Consider the following 15,620-nt stretch of genomic DNA (forward strand, 5'->3'; position numbering starts at 1 on the left):
GAGGAGCTGGCATGAGTGAGATCGCAGACACCCCGGTACCCGTCGCCGCCGCGGTACCCGGCACTGTTTCCGCACCCGCCCTGCACACCGTGCACGAGGCGTACTCGTTCGCGTGCATGAGGTGCGGGTACGGCTGGGAGCAGGCCTACGAGATAGAACACCGCGTCGACGGCACAGGACGTCCGTTCATCACCTACACGGCCAACCGGGAGCGGGTTCCGTCCCCGCTGTCGAGCCCGACCTGCCTGAACTGCGGCGGGCACGTCGTACGGATCATGCGGTCGGGGCAGGTCTCCTCCGTGCTCGGCATGCTCGACCAGCTCTACCACCACCCCGTCGCACCCGGCATCGCCGGACCCGTCCCGGCGGGCCAGAACGTACCGAGGGGTCCGAAGGCTCCCAAGGCACCCAGGGCTCCGAAGCCGCGCAAGGCGTCCCGGCTCCACGACGCCCCGGGACCGGTCGCGATCGACGACGCCGAGGAGCGCCGGGGGCCGGTCGCCCGGCTGATGGGGATCTTCCGCCGGTCATAGGATCGGCCGTATGAGCACCGCTTCGAAGGACGCCCCGCCGCCGCTGCCCGAACCGCTGCGGGTGGCGGTGGCCGACTCGCACACCCACCTCGACATGCAGTCCGGCACCGTCGAGGAGGGCCTCGCCAAGGCGGCGTCGGTGGGCGTGACCACGGTCGTCCAGGTGGGCTGCGACGTGAAGGGCTCCCGCTGGGCCGCCGAGACCGCGGCCCAGTACGCGAACGTGCACGCGGCGGTGGCCCTTCACCCGAACGAAGCCCCCCGGATCGTCCACGGGGACCCAGGGGGCACCTCCCAGCCCCCTGGGGCTGGGGGAGGCTGGTCGCGGCAGGGCGCCCGCACCGGCGGCGGCGAGACGGCGCTGGACGACGCGCTCGCCGAGATCGAGGCGCTCGCCGCGCTCGGCCACGTGAAGGCGGTCGGTGAGACCGGCCTCGACCACTTCCGGACCGGCCCGGAGGGGATGGCTGCACAGGAGCGTTCCTTCCGCGCCCACATCGAGATCGCCAAGCGGCAGGGCAAGGCCCTGGTCATCCACGACCGGGACGCCCACGCGGACGTGCTGCGCGTCCTGCGCGAGGAGGGCGCGCCCGAACGGACCGTCTTCCACTGCTACTCGGGGGACGCCGAGATGGCCCGCGAGTGCGCGGCCGCCGGGTACTACATGTCCTTCGCCGGGACCGTCACCTTCAAGAACGCGGCGCCGCTGCGCGAAGCCCTCGCCGTGGCCCCGCTGGAGCTGGTGCTCGTCGAGACGGACGCCCCGTACCTGACCCCGGCGCCGTACCGCGGACGGCCCAACGCGCCCTATCTCATTCCGCTGACCGTACGGGCGATGGCCGCCGTCCGGGGCCTCGACGAGGACGCCATGGCCACCGCCCTGGCCGCCAACACGGCACGCGCCTTCGCCTACTGACGCCCCGTCCGCCCCGCCCCGCCGCAGGACGCCCGCCGGCCGGGAGACGCCCGCACCGCGACGCTGTGTGATCGAACGGCTTTCGTGTGTGACGGATCCTCCGCTAAGGTGCCGTGCCCGAACCAGCGGGGGCCGGACCAGTGGAGCGAGCGTCGTGAGCGATACGCAGGGCAGTCACCGCCGTGGCGGTCCCGTGCCGGAGGCGTACGAGGACGAGCCCCCGGGCCCGCCGGCCGCCCCGTGGGACACGGCCGGGGCGGAGCCCCCGGCCGTCCCGGCGGGCCGCCGCCGGGCCCGCGGCCGCGAAGCCCCGGCCGCCGCCGTGTCCATCCCCGCCCCCGCCGGCGAGCCGGGCACGGGCCGCCGCCGCGGGACCGGGGAGCCGCCCGCCGCCGCGGCGGCCGCCCCGTCCGGCTCCGGCAGACGCCGGGGCACCGCCGCCGAGGCCGCCGGGCCGGGGACCCTGCCCGCGCCCGCCGGAACCGGCCGGCGCCGGACGCCGGCGCGGGACCCGGGCCCCGGCGCCCTCCGCCCGCGGCGGGACCTGGCGGCGGATCGTGCCGCAGGCGCTGGTCGTCGCCTTCCTCGCCGGCGGCACCAGCGCGTTCGTGGCCGCCGACAAGGCCGTACGCCTCACCGTCGACGGGGTCCCGCGCGAGCTGCACACCTTCGCCGACGACATCGGCGAGCTGCTCGCCTCCGAGGGCCTCGGCGTCGGCCCCCACGACCTCGTCACCCCCGCCCCCGGCGCCCACCTCGACGACGGCGAGGAGATCGTCGTCCGCTACGGCCGCCCGCTGCGCCTCACCCTCGACGGGCGGCAGCGCCAGGTGTGGACCACCGCCCGCACCGTCGAGGGCGCCCTGCACCAGTTCGGCATCCGCGCCGAGGGCGCCTACCTCTCCGTCCCCCGCACCGCGCCCGTCCCGCGCGCCGGCCTCACCCTCGGCGTCCGTACGGAGCGCAGCGTCACCTTCATGGCCGACGGCCGCGAGCGCACGATCCGCACCAACGCCGCGACCGTGCTGGAAGCCCTCGACCAGGCCGGCATCACCCTGCGCGGCGAGGACACCACGTCCGTGCCCCCGACCGCCTTCCCGCGCGACGGCCAGACCGTCACCGTGCTCCGGATCACCGGCAGCCGGGAGGTCCGCGAAGAGCGCATCCCGTACCTGACGGAGCGGGTCAAGGACCCCGCCCTGTTCGCCGGCACCGAGGTCGTCGAGCGGGCCGGCCGGCCCGGCGCGCGCAGGGTCACGTACAGCCTGCGCACCGTCAACGGGGTCCGCCAGAAGGCCCGCCGGATCGCCGAGGAGACCGTCCGCGAGCCCGTCGGACAGCTCGTCAAGGTGGGCACGAAGCCGCTGCCGACGTCCGTCGCGGGCGCCGACGGCCTCAACTGGGCGGCGCTGGCCCGGTGCGAGTCCGGCGGCCGTCCCTCCGCCACCGACCCCTCGGGCACCTACGGCGGCCTCTACCAGTTCGACGTCCGCACCTGGCAGGCGCTCGGCGGAAGCGGACGCCCACAGGACGCGTCGGGGTCGGAGCAGACGTTCCGCGCGAAGAAGCTCTACGTCCAGCGCGGCGCGAGCCCCTGGCCCCACTGCGGCCGCAGGCTCTAGTCGCCGGGCCGGGGCGGGAGCACCCCGTCGATCTGAGACGCTTTACCGGTGAGCACCGCAGAGCAGCAGCCCCAGAACCCCGAGAACCCCGGGCATCCCGTATCCGACTCCCTTCTCGGCCCCGCCGACATCCGGGAGCTGGCCGCGGCACTCGGCGTACGCCCGACGAAGCAGAAGGGCCAGAACTTCGTCATCGACGCCAACACGGTCCGCCGGATCGTGCGCACCGCCGGGGTCCGCCCCGACGACGTGGTCGTCGAGGTCGGGCCGGGCCTGGGCTCGCTGACGCTCGCGCTGCTGGAGGCCGCGGACCGGGTCGTCGCGGTGGAGATCGACGACATCCTCGCGGCGGCGCTGCCCGCCACCATCGAGGCCCGCATGCCCGCGCGCACGGACCGCTTCGCGCTGGTCCACTCCGACGCGATGCTGGTCACGGAGCTGCCCGGCCCGGCGCCCACCGCGCTCGTCGCGAACCTGCCGTACAACGTGGCCGTGCCCGTGCTGCTCACGATGCTCGACCGCTTCCCGAGCATCGAGCGGACCCTGGTCATGGTGCAGGCCGAGGTCGCCGACCGGCTCGCCGCCGAGCCCGGAAACAAGGTCTACGGAGTCCCCTCCGTGAAGGCCAACTGGTACGCGCACGTCAAGCGCGCCGGGTCCATCGGCCGCAAGGTCTTCTGGCCCGCGCCGAACGTCGACTCCGGACTCGTCTCGCTCGTCCGCCGCACGGAGCCCGTCAAGACCACCGCCACCAAGGCCGAGGTCTTCGCGGTCGTGGACGCGGCCTTCGCCCAGCGCCGCAAGACGCTGCGCGCCGCCCTGGCCGGCTGGGCCGGTTCGGCGGCCGGCGCCGAAGCGGCCCTGGTCGCCGCCGGCGTCTCGCCGCAGGCCCGCGGGGAGTCGCTGACGGTGGAGGAGTTCGCGGCGATCGCCGAGCACAAGCCGGCGGTACGGGAGCCCGTCCTGTGAGCGGCGCCGTGACCGTACGGGTCCCCGCGAAGGTCAACGTGCGCCTCGCGGTGGGCGGGGCCCGCCCCGACGGCTTCCACGACCTGGCCAACGTCTTCCTGGCGGTCTCCCTCTTCGACGAGGTGACGGCGACCGCGGCCGACGCGCTGACGGTGACCTGCGAGGGGCCCGACGCGCACAAGGTCCCGCTGGACCGCACCAACCTCGTGGCGCGCGCCGCCGAGGCGCTGGCCGCGCGGGGCGGCCTCGACCCCGCCGTCCACCTGCACATCGCCAAGCGCATCCCGGTCGCGGGCGGCATGGCGGGTGGCAGCGCCGACGGCGCCGCGGCCCTGCTGGCCTGCGACGCCCTGTGGGGCCTGGACACGCCGCGCGCCGAACTCCTCGAGATCTGCGCGGAGCTGGGCAGCGACGTCCCGTTCAGCCTGGTGGGCGGCGCGGCGCTGGGCACCGGCCGGGGCGAGCTGCTGACCCCGGTGGACGCGGGCACCTTCCACTGGGTCTTCGCGGTCGCCGACGGCGGACTGTCCACCCCGGCGGTCTACCGCGAGTTCGACCGCCTCGCCGCCGCGGCCGGTACGGAGGTCCCCGCGCCGGCCGCCTCCCCGGAGCTGCTGGCCGCCCTCGCCTCGGGTGACCCGGACGCGCTGGCCGCCACCCTGGCCAACGACCTGCAGCCCGCCGCCCTCTCGCTGCGGCCGGGACTGGCCGCCGTACTGGCCGCGGGGACGGGCGGCGGAGCACTGGCCGGGATGGTCTCCGGCTCGGGGCCGACGACGGCCTTCCTGGTCCGGGACGCGGAAGCCGCCGCCAAGGTCGCCGCCGGGCTGGACGCCTCCGGCACCTGCCGGGCCACCCACGTGGCGTCCGGCCCGGCCCCCGGCGCCACGGTCCTGCCGGGCTGAGCGCGGGTCCCGGGGCCCCGGGACCCGCGGGCGGGCGTACCCAGGCCGGAACTGAGTATCCGTACCCTGTCGCGGGCCCCCGGCGGCGGCGATGTTGGGGCCATGACAGTCAGCGCCGAAGCCGTGGCCGCCGCCACCCCCGCCGCCCGGGACCGGTACATCGACCTGCTCCGGGTCGCCTCCCTCGGCACCGTCGTGTGCGGGCACTGGCTGATGGCCGCCGTCAGCGCCGACGGGATAGGGAACCTGCTCGCCCTCGTGCCCGGGCTCCAGGTCCTCACCTGGGGGCTCCAGATCATGCCCGTCTTCTTCTTCGTCGGCGGCTTCTCGCACGCCCTGTCCCACCGCTCCCTCGCCCGCCGGGCCGACCGCCCGGTCTACGCCGACTTCCTGCGGGCCCGCCTCCAGCGGCTGCTGCGGCCCACCCTCGTGTTCGTCCTCGTGTGGAGCGCGGCCGCCCTCGCGCTCCAGCTCGCCGGCGCCGGCGGGGGACGGCTGACCGGGGCCGCCCTGCGGCTGGTCACCCAGCCGCTGTGGTTCATCGGGATCTACCTCGCCATGGTCGCCTTCACCCCGCCGCTGCTGCGGCTGCACGAGCGCTTCGGCTGGGGCGCCTTCGCCGGGCTGGCCGGCGCCGCCGCCCTCGTCGACGTGCTGCGCTTCGCGCTCGGGGTCCCGTACGTGGAGTTCCTGAACTTCGCGCTCGTCTGGCTCGCCGTGCACCAGCTGGGGTTCCTGCGCGCCGACGGCCGCCTGAGCGGACTGCGACGGCCGGGCGCCCTGGCCGCCGCCGGGCTCACCGGGGCCGTCCTGCTCGTCGCGTTCGGGCCGTACCCGCTGTCCATGGTCGGGATGCCCGGCGAGAAGGTGTCCAACATGGCACCGCCCACCCTCGCCCTGCTCTGCCACGGCCTGTGGCTCGTCGGCGCCGTCCAGCTCCTGGCCGGGCCCGCCACCGCGTGGCTGCGCCGCCCGCGGGTCTGGCGCGGGGTCGTCGCCGCCAACGGCGTCGCCATGACCGCCTTCCTCTGGCACCTCACGGCGATGCTGGGGGTGTACGCGGCCCAGCTCGCCCTCGGCCTCGCCCTCCCGGCCCCCGCCGGCGCGGCCTGGTGGGCACAGGTTCCCGTACGGCTCGCCCTCGCGGCCCTGGTGACCGCGCTGCTCGTCGCCCTGTTCCGCCGCTTCGAGGCCCCGCCCCGGCCGGGTCCCGCCGTGGCCCCGGGGAGCACCCCGGCCGGCGGCGGGCCGTCGGCCGCCCTCGGGATCACGCTCTGCCTCCTCGGCGTCCTCGGCCTGTCCATGACCGGCCTCGGGGGCCTGCTGGAGGGCCACAGCGCCACCCTGATCGCCGTACCGGTCACCGCGCCCGTCGCGATCGGCATGGCGCTGGGAGGCTGGCTGCTGGTGGAACGGTCGGCCCCGGCCCGGAGGGTTAGGCTGAGGGGCTGATCCACACCCCTTCCCTGGAGCGCGTCTGATGGCCGTCAATCTGGTCAATGTCGAGGCAGTCAGCAAGGTGTACGGCACACGTACCCTGCTCGACGGCATCTCCCTCGGCGTGTCCGAGGGGGACCGGATCGGCGTCGTCGGTCGCAACGGAGACGGGAAGACCACCCTCATCCGGATGATCGCCAAACTGGAGGAGCCCGACAGCGGACGGGTCACCCAGAACAGCGGGCTGCGCATGGGCGTCCTCACCCAGCACGACTCCCTCGACCCCGCGGCCACCGTCCGCCACGAGATCATCGGGGACATGGCCGACCACGAGTGGGCCGGCAACGCCAAGATCCGCGACGTGCTCACCGGCCTCTTCGGCGGGCTGGACCTGCCCGGCTTCGGCCAGGGCCTGGACACCGTCATCGGCCCGCTCTCCGGTGGCGAGCGCCGCCGCATCGCGCTGGCCCAGCTGCTCATCGCCGACCAGGACCTGCTGATCCTCGACGAGCCCACCAACCACCTCGACGTCGAGGGCATCTCCTGGCTCGCCAAGCACCTCCAGGAACGCCGCTCCGCGCTCGTCTGCGTCACCCACGACCGCTGGTTCCTCGACCAGGTCTGCACCCGCATGTGGGACGTGCAGCGCGGCGACGTGCACGAGTACGAGGGCGGCTACAGCGACTACGTCTTCGCCCGCGCCGAGCGCGACCGCATCGCCGCCACCGAGGAGTCCAAGCGGCAGAACCTGATGCGCAAGGAGCTGGCCTGGCTGCGCCGCGGCGCGCCCGCCCGGACCTCCAAGCCCCGCTACCGCATCGAGGCCGCCAACGAGCTCATCGCCGACGTGCCGCCGCCGCGCGACACCTCCGAGCTGATGAAGTTCGCCAACGCCCGCCTCGGCAAGACGGTCTTCGACCTGGAGGACGTCACCGTCCAGGCCGGCCCCAAGACCCTGCTGGAGCACCTGACCTGGCACCTCGGCCCCGGCGACCGCGTCGGCCTGGTCGGCGTCAACGGCGCGGGCAAGACCTCCCTGCTGCGCGCCCTCGCCGAGGCCGCCCGCACCCAGGGGGAGGTCCAGCCCGCCAAGGGCAAGGTCATCGTGGGCAGGACCGTCAAGCTCGCCTACCTCTCCCAGGAGGTCGGCGAACTCGACCCCTCCCTGCGGGTGCTGGAAGCCGTCCAGCGGGTGCGCGACCGCGTCGACCTCGGCAAGGGCCGCGAGATGACGGCGGGCCAGCTGTGCGAGCAGTTCGGCTTCACCAAGGAGAAGCAGTGGACGCCGGTCGGCGACCTCTCCGGCGGTGAGCGCCGCCGGCTGCAGATCCTGAGGCTGCTGATGGACGAGCCCAACGTCCTGTTCCTCGACGAGCCCACCAACGACCTCGACATCGAGACCCTGACCCAGCTGGAGGACCTCCTCGACGGCTGGCCCGGTTCGATGATCGTGATCTCCCACGACCGGTTCTTCGTCGAGCGCACCACCGACACGGTGATGGCCCTGCTCGGCGACGCCAGCCTGCGGATGCTGCCGCGCGGCCTGGACGAGTACCTGGAGCGCCGCCGGAAGATGATCGAGGCGGCCGCGCCGGCGCCCGCCCCCGCGTCCGCCGGGGCCAAGACGTCCGCCTCCGGCGACTCCCGCGCCGCGAAGAAGGAGCTCCAGAAGATCGAGCGGCAGCTGAACAAGCTCTCCGACCGCGAGAGCGGCCTGCACGCGCAGATCGCCGAGAACTCCACCGACTACGACAAGGTGGCCAAGCTCGACGCGGAGCTGAGGGAACTGCTCTCCGACCGCGACGACTTGGAGATGCGCTGGCTGGAGCTGGCCGAGGAGGCGTAGCCCGCGCCGCACTCCGCCCGTACTCCGGGCCGACTGGCCGGATAACGGCGGCGTCACGGGCCGGTCCTCCCTTGGGAACAGGGGGCGGACCGGCCCGGCATAAGGAAGGCGTGAGTGATAGAAAGGCATCCCCCACGACCTCACCGAAGCCGAAAGTGTGCGCTGATGACCGAGCCGCCCCAGCCGCCGAACCAGCCGCCGACACCTTCCGGTTACGGCCACCTGCCCGGCCCGCCCCAGCCCGGCTACGGCTACCCGCCGCAGGGCGCGAACCCGTACGCCCAGCAGCCGCCGTACGGCCAGCAGCCTCCCCAGCCCCAGCAGCCCCAGCAGCCTTCCCAGCTCCCGCAGTACCCGCCGCAGCAGCCCCCGCCCGGCTACGCCCACCCGCCGCAGCCCCCGACCGTGCCCTCGGGCCAGGCGCTCGGCGCCCCCGGGACCCCGCCGAGGAAGAAGACGACCGCCCTCATCGCCGCCGCCGTCGCGGGCACCCTCGTCCTCGGCGCCGGCGCGTACTTCGCCTTCTTCCGTGACGGTGGCGCGGACCCCAAGCAGCCCGTGGCGCAGCCGTCCACCCCCGCCGACCCCAAGCCCTCGGCCTCCGCCGAGGTCGACAAGGGCGACGGCACCGGCAACGGCGCCGGCGGGGAAGACCTCAACGCCGGCCGGCAGCAGGGCGAGGACAAGGTCCTCTGGCTCAAGACCGCCAAGATCGACGGCCCCGGCATGGGAGTCGAGTCCGAGGGCCAGTGGGTCGTCGGCGACACCGTCGTCAAGAGCGTCTGGAAGTCCCTCACCGGCTACGGCGTCGCCGACGGCAAGGAGAAGTGGACGCTTGCCTTCCCCGCCGCGGTCTGCTCCGTCACCCCGCAGACCACCGCCGACAACAAGACGGTCGTCATGTACCGGGAGAGCGAGGCGGAGTCCGCCGCCTGCACGCAGATGCGCGTGGTCGACCTCGCGTCGGGCAAGGAGGTCTGGTCCAAGGAGGTGCCCAAGGAGCAGCTCTTCGACATCTTCACCAGCCCCGCCGTCGCCATCACCGGCGACACCGTGGCCATCAGCCGGGGCGGCACCGCCAGCGCCTTCAAGATCAGCAACGGCGACAAGCTCTTCGCCAGCACCCAGGCCGAGGGCTGCAAGCCCGGCTCCTACGCGGCCGGCAACGGCAAGATGGTCGGCCTCGCCACCTGCCTCGACGAGGACAAGACCGCCGAGGTCCAGAGCACCGACCCCGTCACCGGCAAGCGCGGCTGGACCTACCGGGTTCCCAAGTCCTTCAAGGTCAGCAGCGTGTACTCGCTGGATCCGCTCGTCCTCGAACTCGGCAACGAGGCGACGAAGGAGATCGTCATCACGGTGATCGGACCCGACGGGAAGCAGGGCGCCACCCTCTCCGCCGAGGGCAAGTTCCCGATCGGTTGCGGTGACACCGGCATCTTCCGGTCCTTCTCCGTCTGTTCCTCGGCCGTCGTCGACGGGGGCACCCTCCACCTCGCGACCGCCCGCGACGCGGTGGCGGGCAACGCCGTCGTCGCCTTCGACCTGTCCACGGGCAAGGAGAAGTGGCGCACCCCGGCCGGGGCCAAGCGCACCCTCACCCCGCTCAAGGCCGTGGGCGGGCAGCTCATCGCCTACCGCCAGGCCGAGTACGACAAGGGCGGCGAGATCCTCTCCGTCCCGGCCGGCGGCGCCACCCCCACCGCGCTCCTGCGCAACCCGTCGGGCGCGGCGGCCCCGGTCGAGAGCTCCTTCCACACCCCCAGACTCGACTACGTCGACGGGCGGTTCTTCCTCTCCGTATCGCGCCTGCAGGCCCGGGGCAAGGACGAGAAGTTCCTGATGGTCTTCGGCAAGTGAACGCGTCCCCCGAGCCGCCCCCCGAGCCGCCCACCGAGAGGCAGTCGCAACCCATGAGCACCCCGCCGCCCCCCAGCCAGCCGCCGTCCGGCGGCTTCGGAGCGCCGCAGGATCCCCCGCCGGGCGGATTCGGCGCGCCCGCCCCGCCGCCCGTGCCGCCGCAGCAGCCCCCGGCCGGCTACGGGTACCCGCAGCAGCCCCCGGCGGGCTACGGATACCCCCAGCAGCAGCCCGGCCCCGGTACCCCGCCGCCGTACGGCCAGCCGCCCACCGTGCCGGTCCAGGCCGCCCGGCCGCCGGCCGGCGGCAACGACAAGCGCACCCAGCTGATGATCGTCGGCGCCGCCCTGCTGGCCATCGTCATGATCGTCGGAGGCGGCCTCTGGTACGTCTCCGGCGACGGCAGCGGCACCGGCGGGCAGCCCACCGCGAACGGCAGCCCCAGCGCGGGCCCCGACGGCAAGCCCCAGGGCGCGGGCGGCTCCGAGAAGGTGCCCGCCAACCCCAAGTCGAAGCCGCTGTTCAACCAGCCGAACCCGCAGCCGGCCGACATCGCCAACGTCGCCGGCTCCTGGCTGACCGACTCCACCTACGTCAAGTCCGACGTCGCGAAGGTGGTCGGCTACAACGTCGTCGACGGCGGCAAGAAGTGGGAACTGCCCTTCCCCGGCGAGCTCTGCGGCGCGACCCGGCACGTCAGCGACAACAAGACGGCCGTCCTCTTCAAGGCGGTCATGCCCACGCCCGAGAACAAGTACCCGCAGTGCACCGAGGTCGGTGTCATCGACCTGGGCACCGGCAAGCTCGTCTGGTCCGGCAACGCCAAGGGCGCCACCAGCGGCGACAAGCCCGTGTCCTACTACGAGGTCACCCTCAGCGGCCAGACCGTCGCCGCCGCGGGCACCGCGGGCGGCGCCGCCTGGAACCTCGCCGACGGCAAGTCCCTGTGGCTGCCCAAGATCGACGGCGAGGGCTGCCGCGACGCGGGCTACGCGGGCGGCGAGGCCCTCGGCGTGATCCGCAAGTGCGGCCAGAGCTCCAGCCCGACCCTGCACGCGCAGCTCCTCGACGCGGCCACCGGCGCGCCCACGGCCTCGTACAAGCTCGCCCCGGGCATCGAGTACGCCGGCATCGTCTCCACGAAGCCGCTCATCGTCGGCGCCGACGTCGGCAAGACCGCCAAGAACGCCACCGGCCTCAGCGACCTCTTCGTCATCGCCCCCTCGGGCGAACTGAAGGCGCGCATCTCGCTCGCCGACGGCACGTTCGCCGGCAAGTGCGCGTCCACCGAGGTCGAGAAGTGCACCAACATGGTCGTCGGCAACGGCAAGATCTACGTGCCCTCCTACGAGCACCAGGGCGGCCAGTCCTCCAGCGGCCGCACCAACGAGCTGCTCTCCTTCGACCTGGAGACCGGCAAGCAGACCACCGACCGCGCCGACGCGGGCGACGGGTTCACGATGTTCCCGCTGCGCATGGACGGCTCGAACGTCATCGCCTACAAGGAGCCCCCGTACGACAAGGGCGGCCAGATCGTCAGCATCGACGGGACGACCATGAAGGAGACCCTCCTCATGCAGAACCCGTCGGACAAGGCGAGCCAGCGCATCGAGACGGCGTTCTCGCCCGAGTACTCCGAGTACCGCTACCACAACGGCAAGCTGTTCGTCTCGCGCACGACGGCCCGCAAGCCGTACTCGGACAAGAGCGACCCCGAGTACCTGTTCGTCTCCTTCACCGCGAGCTGACGGCGAGCCGGCCGCTCCCGCACACCCGCACCGGCACGCAGCCCCCGGAAGGTCCGCCTTCCGGGGGCTTCTGCGCGGTATCCCCCTCGCTCCGTCGAACAAGCGTGTAGCTTGCCGGGGCAGAAGGGTCGGGGGTGGATGCCTTCATGGGCGTACGGGTCGTGGTGGTCGACGAGCACCGCCTGCTGGCCGAGGCGCTCGCCTCGGCCCTGAAACTGCGCGGGCACCGGGTGCTCGCCGCGGCCGCCCCGGCCGCGGGCGCCGCCGAGCTGGTGATCAGCCGGGCGCCGGAGGTCTGTCTCTTCGGCACCGCCTCCCCGGCCGAGCCGGGAGTCTTCGAACCCGTGGCCCGCATCAAACGGGAGCGCTCGCAGATCGCCGTGGTCGTCCTGGGACCGGTGCCCAGCCCGCGCGGGATCGCGGCCGCCTTCGCCGCCGGCGCCTCGGGGTACGTACGCCAGGACGAGCGGATCGAGGGCGTGGAACGGGCGCTGGCCAAGGCGCGGGCCGGCGAGGTCGCGATCTCCCCGCAGCTGCTCCAGGGGGCCTTCGCGGAACTCCTCAACCCGGCCGTCCAGCCCGACGACGAGGGCAGCCGGCTGCTGCGCCTGCTCACCCCGCGCGAGGTGGAGGTCCTGGTACGGGTCGCCGAGGGCGAGGACACCCGGCTGATCGCGGCGGGGATGGAGATCGCCCCCAGTACCGCCCGCACGCACGTGCAGCGGGTGCTGATGAAGCTCGGCGTGGGGTCCCGGCTGGAGGCGGCCGCACTGGCGGCCCGTACCGGACTCCTGGACCGGGTGGCCCCCGCGCAGCCGCCCGGCGCGGCCCGCGGCTGAACGGCGCGGGCCTGAACTGAACGGGGCGGGCCCCGGCTGAACGGCGCGGGCCCGGGCCGTGGCGCGGGCCCGCCGATTTCCCTGCGGGCGCCGGATCGGGTAAGCCAGTCTCCAGCACGCGCACGCATCCAGCGCGCGTTCCCCCGCGAGAGGCAGTAGGCGAGTGAGCAAGTACCTGGTAACCGGTGGCGCCGGATACGTCGGCAGCGTGGTCGCTGCCCACCTCCTGGAGGCCGGCCACGAGGTCACCGTCCTCGACGACCTCAGCACCGGCTTCCGCGCGGGCGTCCCGGAGGGTGCCGCCTTCATCGAGGGCCGCATCCAGGACGCCGCCGACCACCTCGACGACTCCTACGAGGCGGTGCTGCACTTCGCGGCGTCCTCGCAGGTCGGCGAGTCCGTGGCGAACCCGGCCAAGTACTGGGAGAACAACGTCGGCGGCACCCTCGCGCTGCTGAACGCCATGCGCGGGGCGGGCCTGCGCAAGCTGGTCTTCTCCTCCACCGCCGCCACCTACGGTGAGCCTGCGGAGGGCCTGCTGACCGAGGCGTCCGTCACCGCGCCGACCAACCCGTACGGGGCCACGAAGCTCGCCGTGGACCACATGATCGCGGGGGAGTGCGCGGCGCACGGCCTGGCCGCCGTCTCCCTGCGCTACTTCAACGTGGCGGGCGCGTACGGGCGGTTCGGGGAGCGGCACGCCCCCGAGACCCACCTGATCCCGCTGGTCCTCCAGGTCGCGCTCGGCGAGCGGGAGTCGATCTCGGTGTTCGGCGAGGACTACCCGACCCCGGACGGCACCTGCGTGCGCGACTACATCCACGTCGCGGACCTCGCGGAGGCCCACCTCGCCGCGCTGGAGAACGCCACCGCCGGCGAACACCTGATCTGCAACCTCGGCAACGGCAGCGGCTTCTCGGTCCGCGAGGTCGTCGAGACGGTCCGCAAGGTCACCGGCCGGGAAATCCCCGAGGTCGTCGCCCCGCGCCGGGCCGGTGACCCGGCGGTCCTGGTCGCCTCCGCCCGCACCGCCCACGAGCGCCTCGGCTGGACCCCCAACCGCTCGGACCTCACCGGCATCATCTCGGACGCGTGGAACTTCGCGCGCACGCACGCCTCCTGACCCCTCGGCCCCGCCGGGCCCACCGCTGTCCCCTACGCCCCCCGCACCGCCAGGTACGGGGGGCGTACGCGTGTGCGCCGCGCGCCGTGATCGGGAGCCGTGCGCGGGCGCCCGGCGTGCACGCGCGGGGTGAAATGCCCCCCGTGCAACTGCCCGCGGCACACGCCGGGTCGGAAACGGCCATCCGGACCTTCGGTGCAGTCGAATTCAAGCCATGACAAAGCCCGTTCGGAACGGCTGCGCGGGAAAATCGCTGGGAAAACTTCTGCAATTCGGCCAACCGTCAGCCGCCCCGGCTCTACGCTGATGCGTGACACCGGTGGGGGCCGGTGTTGATTCAGGGGTCGAGACACGTCGGGTACGGCGTCCGCTCCGGGGTAGTGCAGAGGTGTCTCGGCGGCGGCCGCGGCAGCTGCGGATCACCCGGTCCGGGCGCCGTACCCGCCGCCGTCCGTTCCCCTACCCTTGGGGGTTTTGTGGTTCGTATCCGGGTTCTCGTGGTCGACGATCACCGCATCTTCGCCGAATCGCTCGCAGCCGCGCTCGCGGCCGAGCCGGACGTGGACGTGTCCGCGGCCGGCAGCGGCCCCGCCGCGCTGCGCTGCCTCGAACGCGCGGTGGCCGAGGGCCGCCGCTACGACGTCCTGCTGGTCGACGCCGATCTCGGCGCCGCGGCCGGGTCCGTGCCCGCCCAGCGGGAGTCCGGCTCGGGGCCGCCGGGCGGCGCGGACGGGATCGCGCTGGTCGCGGGGGTGCGGGTGTCCCATCCGGGAGTCCGCACCGTGGTCCTCGCGGAGCGGGACGAACCCCGCCGGGCCGCGATGGCGTTGCAGGCGGGGGCCTCGGGCTGGGTGGCGAAGGACTGCTCGCTCTCGCGGCTGCTGGCCGTGGTCCGCGGCGTGCTGCGCGAGGAGACCCACCTCCCGCCCGCGCTGCTCACCGGAGTGCTGCGCGAGCTGACCGCGGCACGCAAGCACCGTACGGACAGCGAGCGGCTCGTGGAGTCGCTCACCCCGCGCGAGCACGAGGTGCTGCGCTGCATGGTGGCGGGGCTGGGCCGCAAGGACGTGGCGGCGCGGCTGTTCCTGTCCCCGCACACGGTCCGCACCCACATGCAGAACGTGCTGGGCAAGCTCGGGGTGCACTCGACGCTCGCCGCGGTGGCGCTGGCCAGGCGGGCCGGCGTACGTCCCGCGGAACTAGCCGGGGATGTTGTCGAACGGAGCGGTCAACTGGCGTAGCAGCCCGGCGAGGTCGCCCCGCTGGCTCTGGGAGAGCCGGGCGAGGATCGCCCGTTCCTGGGCCAGCAGTCCGGCGAGGGCCTGGTCGGCGCGGTCCCTGCCCTCGGGGGTCAGCCGCACCAGGACCCCGCGGCGGTCGCTGGGGTCCGGGAGCCGCTCGACGAGGCCCTTCTTGGCGAGCCGGTCGATGCGGTTGGTCATGGTGCCGGAGGTGACCAGGGTCTGGGTCAGCAGCTGGCCCGGGGAGAGCTGGTAGGGCGCGCCGGCGCGCCGCAGCGAGGTGAGGACGTCGAACTCCCACGGCTCCAGGCCATGCTCGGAGAAGGCGAGCCTGCGGGCGCGGTCGAGGTGGCGTGCGAGCCTGCTGACGCGGCTCAGCACTTCGAGCGGTTCCACGTCGAGGTCAGGGCGCTCCCGCCGCCAAGCCGCGACCAATCGGTCGACCTCGTCCTCCATGCGGATCAGTGTAAGGGGTCTGTCGACGTGAAGTCTCTTCATGTCATGTATCTCGTTATCGAGTATCTTGACATCGAGATATAAACGGGTCGACGATGGGGCAGTGAGGGTCCGGAACCGCTTCC

Annotated in this window: 13 protein-coding genes; 12 read left to right on the plus strand and 1 reads right to left on the minus strand. The window is 73.7% G+C overall.

Going from position 1 to position 15,620, the window contains the following annotated elements:
- Window positions 1–11 precede the first annotated feature (11 nt).
- From OTB16_RS20655 to OTB16_RS20710, 12 genes are all read left to right on the plus strand, one after another.
- Window positions 12–533, plus strand: coding sequence for a hypothetical protein (locus tag OTB16_RS20655; protein WP_267721759.1), 522 nt, complete (start codon window positions 12–14; stop codon window positions 531–533).
- 10 nt (window positions 534–543) lie between these two features.
- On the plus strand, window positions 544–1,449 hold the full coding sequence (locus OTB16_RS20660; protein WP_267721761.1) for a TatD family hydrolase: 906 nt from the start codon (window positions 544–546) through the stop codon (window positions 1,447–1,449).
- A gap of 182 nt (window positions 1,450–1,631) precedes the next feature.
- Complete coding sequence (locus OTB16_RS20665; RefSeq protein WP_420717759.1) at window positions 1,632–3,071, plus strand: ubiquitin-like domain-containing protein; 1,440 nt, start codon at window positions 1,632–1,634, stop codon at window positions 3,069–3,071.
- Between the two features lie 48 nt (window positions 3,072–3,119).
- Window positions 3,120–4,040, plus strand: coding sequence for a 16S rRNA (adenine(1518)-N(6)/adenine(1519)-N(6))-dimethyltransferase RsmA (rsmA, locus tag OTB16_RS20670; protein ID WP_267721762.1), 921 nt, complete (start codon window positions 3,120–3,122; stop codon window positions 4,038–4,040).
- Window positions 4,037–4,945, plus strand: a complete 909-nt coding sequence (locus OTB16_RS20675) for a 4-(cytidine 5'-diphospho)-2-C-methyl-D-erythritol kinase (RefSeq protein ID WP_267721763.1) — start codon at window positions 4,037–4,039, stop codon at window positions 4,943–4,945. The genes rsmA and OTB16_RS20675 overlap by 4 nt, the downstream gene beginning before the upstream one ends.
- A 102-nt stretch (window positions 4,946–5,047) precedes the next feature.
- A complete protein-coding gene (locus tag OTB16_RS20680; RefSeq protein ID WP_267721765.1) occupies window positions 5,048–6,397 on the plus strand; it encodes an acyltransferase family protein in 1,350 nt (449 codons plus the stop codon).
- 28 nt (window positions 6,398–6,425) lie between these two features.
- The gene (locus tag OTB16_RS20685; protein ID WP_267721767.1) at window positions 6,426–8,228 is read left to right on the plus strand and encodes an ABC-F family ATP-binding cassette domain-containing protein; all 1,803 of its coding nucleotides are present in this window, start codon (window positions 6,426–6,428) and stop codon (window positions 8,226–8,228) included.
- Between the two features lie 165 nt (window positions 8,229–8,393).
- Window positions 8,394–10,088, plus strand: a complete 1,695-nt coding sequence (locus OTB16_RS20690) for an outer membrane protein assembly factor BamB family protein (protein WP_267721768.1) — start codon at window positions 8,394–8,396, stop codon at window positions 10,086–10,088.
- 53 nt (window positions 10,089–10,141) lie between these two features.
- Window positions 10,142–11,836: an outer membrane protein assembly factor BamB family protein gene (locus tag OTB16_RS20695; RefSeq protein ID WP_267721770.1), complete on the plus strand. Its 1,695-nt coding sequence runs from the start codon at window positions 10,142–10,144 to the stop codon at window positions 11,834–11,836.
- A gap of 146 nt (window positions 11,837–11,982) precedes the next feature.
- Complete coding sequence (locus OTB16_RS20700; RefSeq protein ID WP_267721963.1) at window positions 11,983–12,675, plus strand: response regulator transcription factor; 693 nt, start codon at window positions 11,983–11,985, stop codon at window positions 12,673–12,675.
- Window positions 12,676–12,838: 163 nt separating this feature from the next.
- Window positions 12,839–13,798, plus strand: a complete 960-nt coding sequence (gene galE, locus OTB16_RS20705; protein ID WP_267721772.1) for a UDP-glucose 4-epimerase GalE — start codon at window positions 12,839–12,841, stop codon at window positions 13,796–13,798.
- Window positions 13,799–14,274: 476 nt separating this feature from the next.
- A complete protein-coding gene (locus OTB16_RS20710) occupies window positions 14,275–15,039 on the plus strand; it encodes a LuxR C-terminal-related transcriptional regulator (RefSeq protein ID WP_267721773.1) in 765 nt (254 codons plus the stop codon).
- Here the strand turns inward: OTB16_RS20710 and OTB16_RS20715 are convergent.
- Window positions 14,998–15,495: a MarR family winged helix-turn-helix transcriptional regulator gene (locus OTB16_RS20715; RefSeq protein WP_267721774.1), complete on the minus strand. Its 498-nt coding sequence runs from the start codon at window positions 15,493–15,495 to the stop codon at window positions 14,998–15,000. The genes OTB16_RS20710 and OTB16_RS20715 overlap by 42 nt on opposite strands.
- Window positions 15,496–15,620: the final 125 nt, after the last annotated feature.

The organism is Streptomyces antarcticus (genome assembly GCF_026627255.1).
GTDB classification, from domain to species: Bacteria; Actinomycetota; Actinomycetes; order Streptomycetales; family Streptomycetaceae; genus Streptomyces; species Streptomyces antarcticus.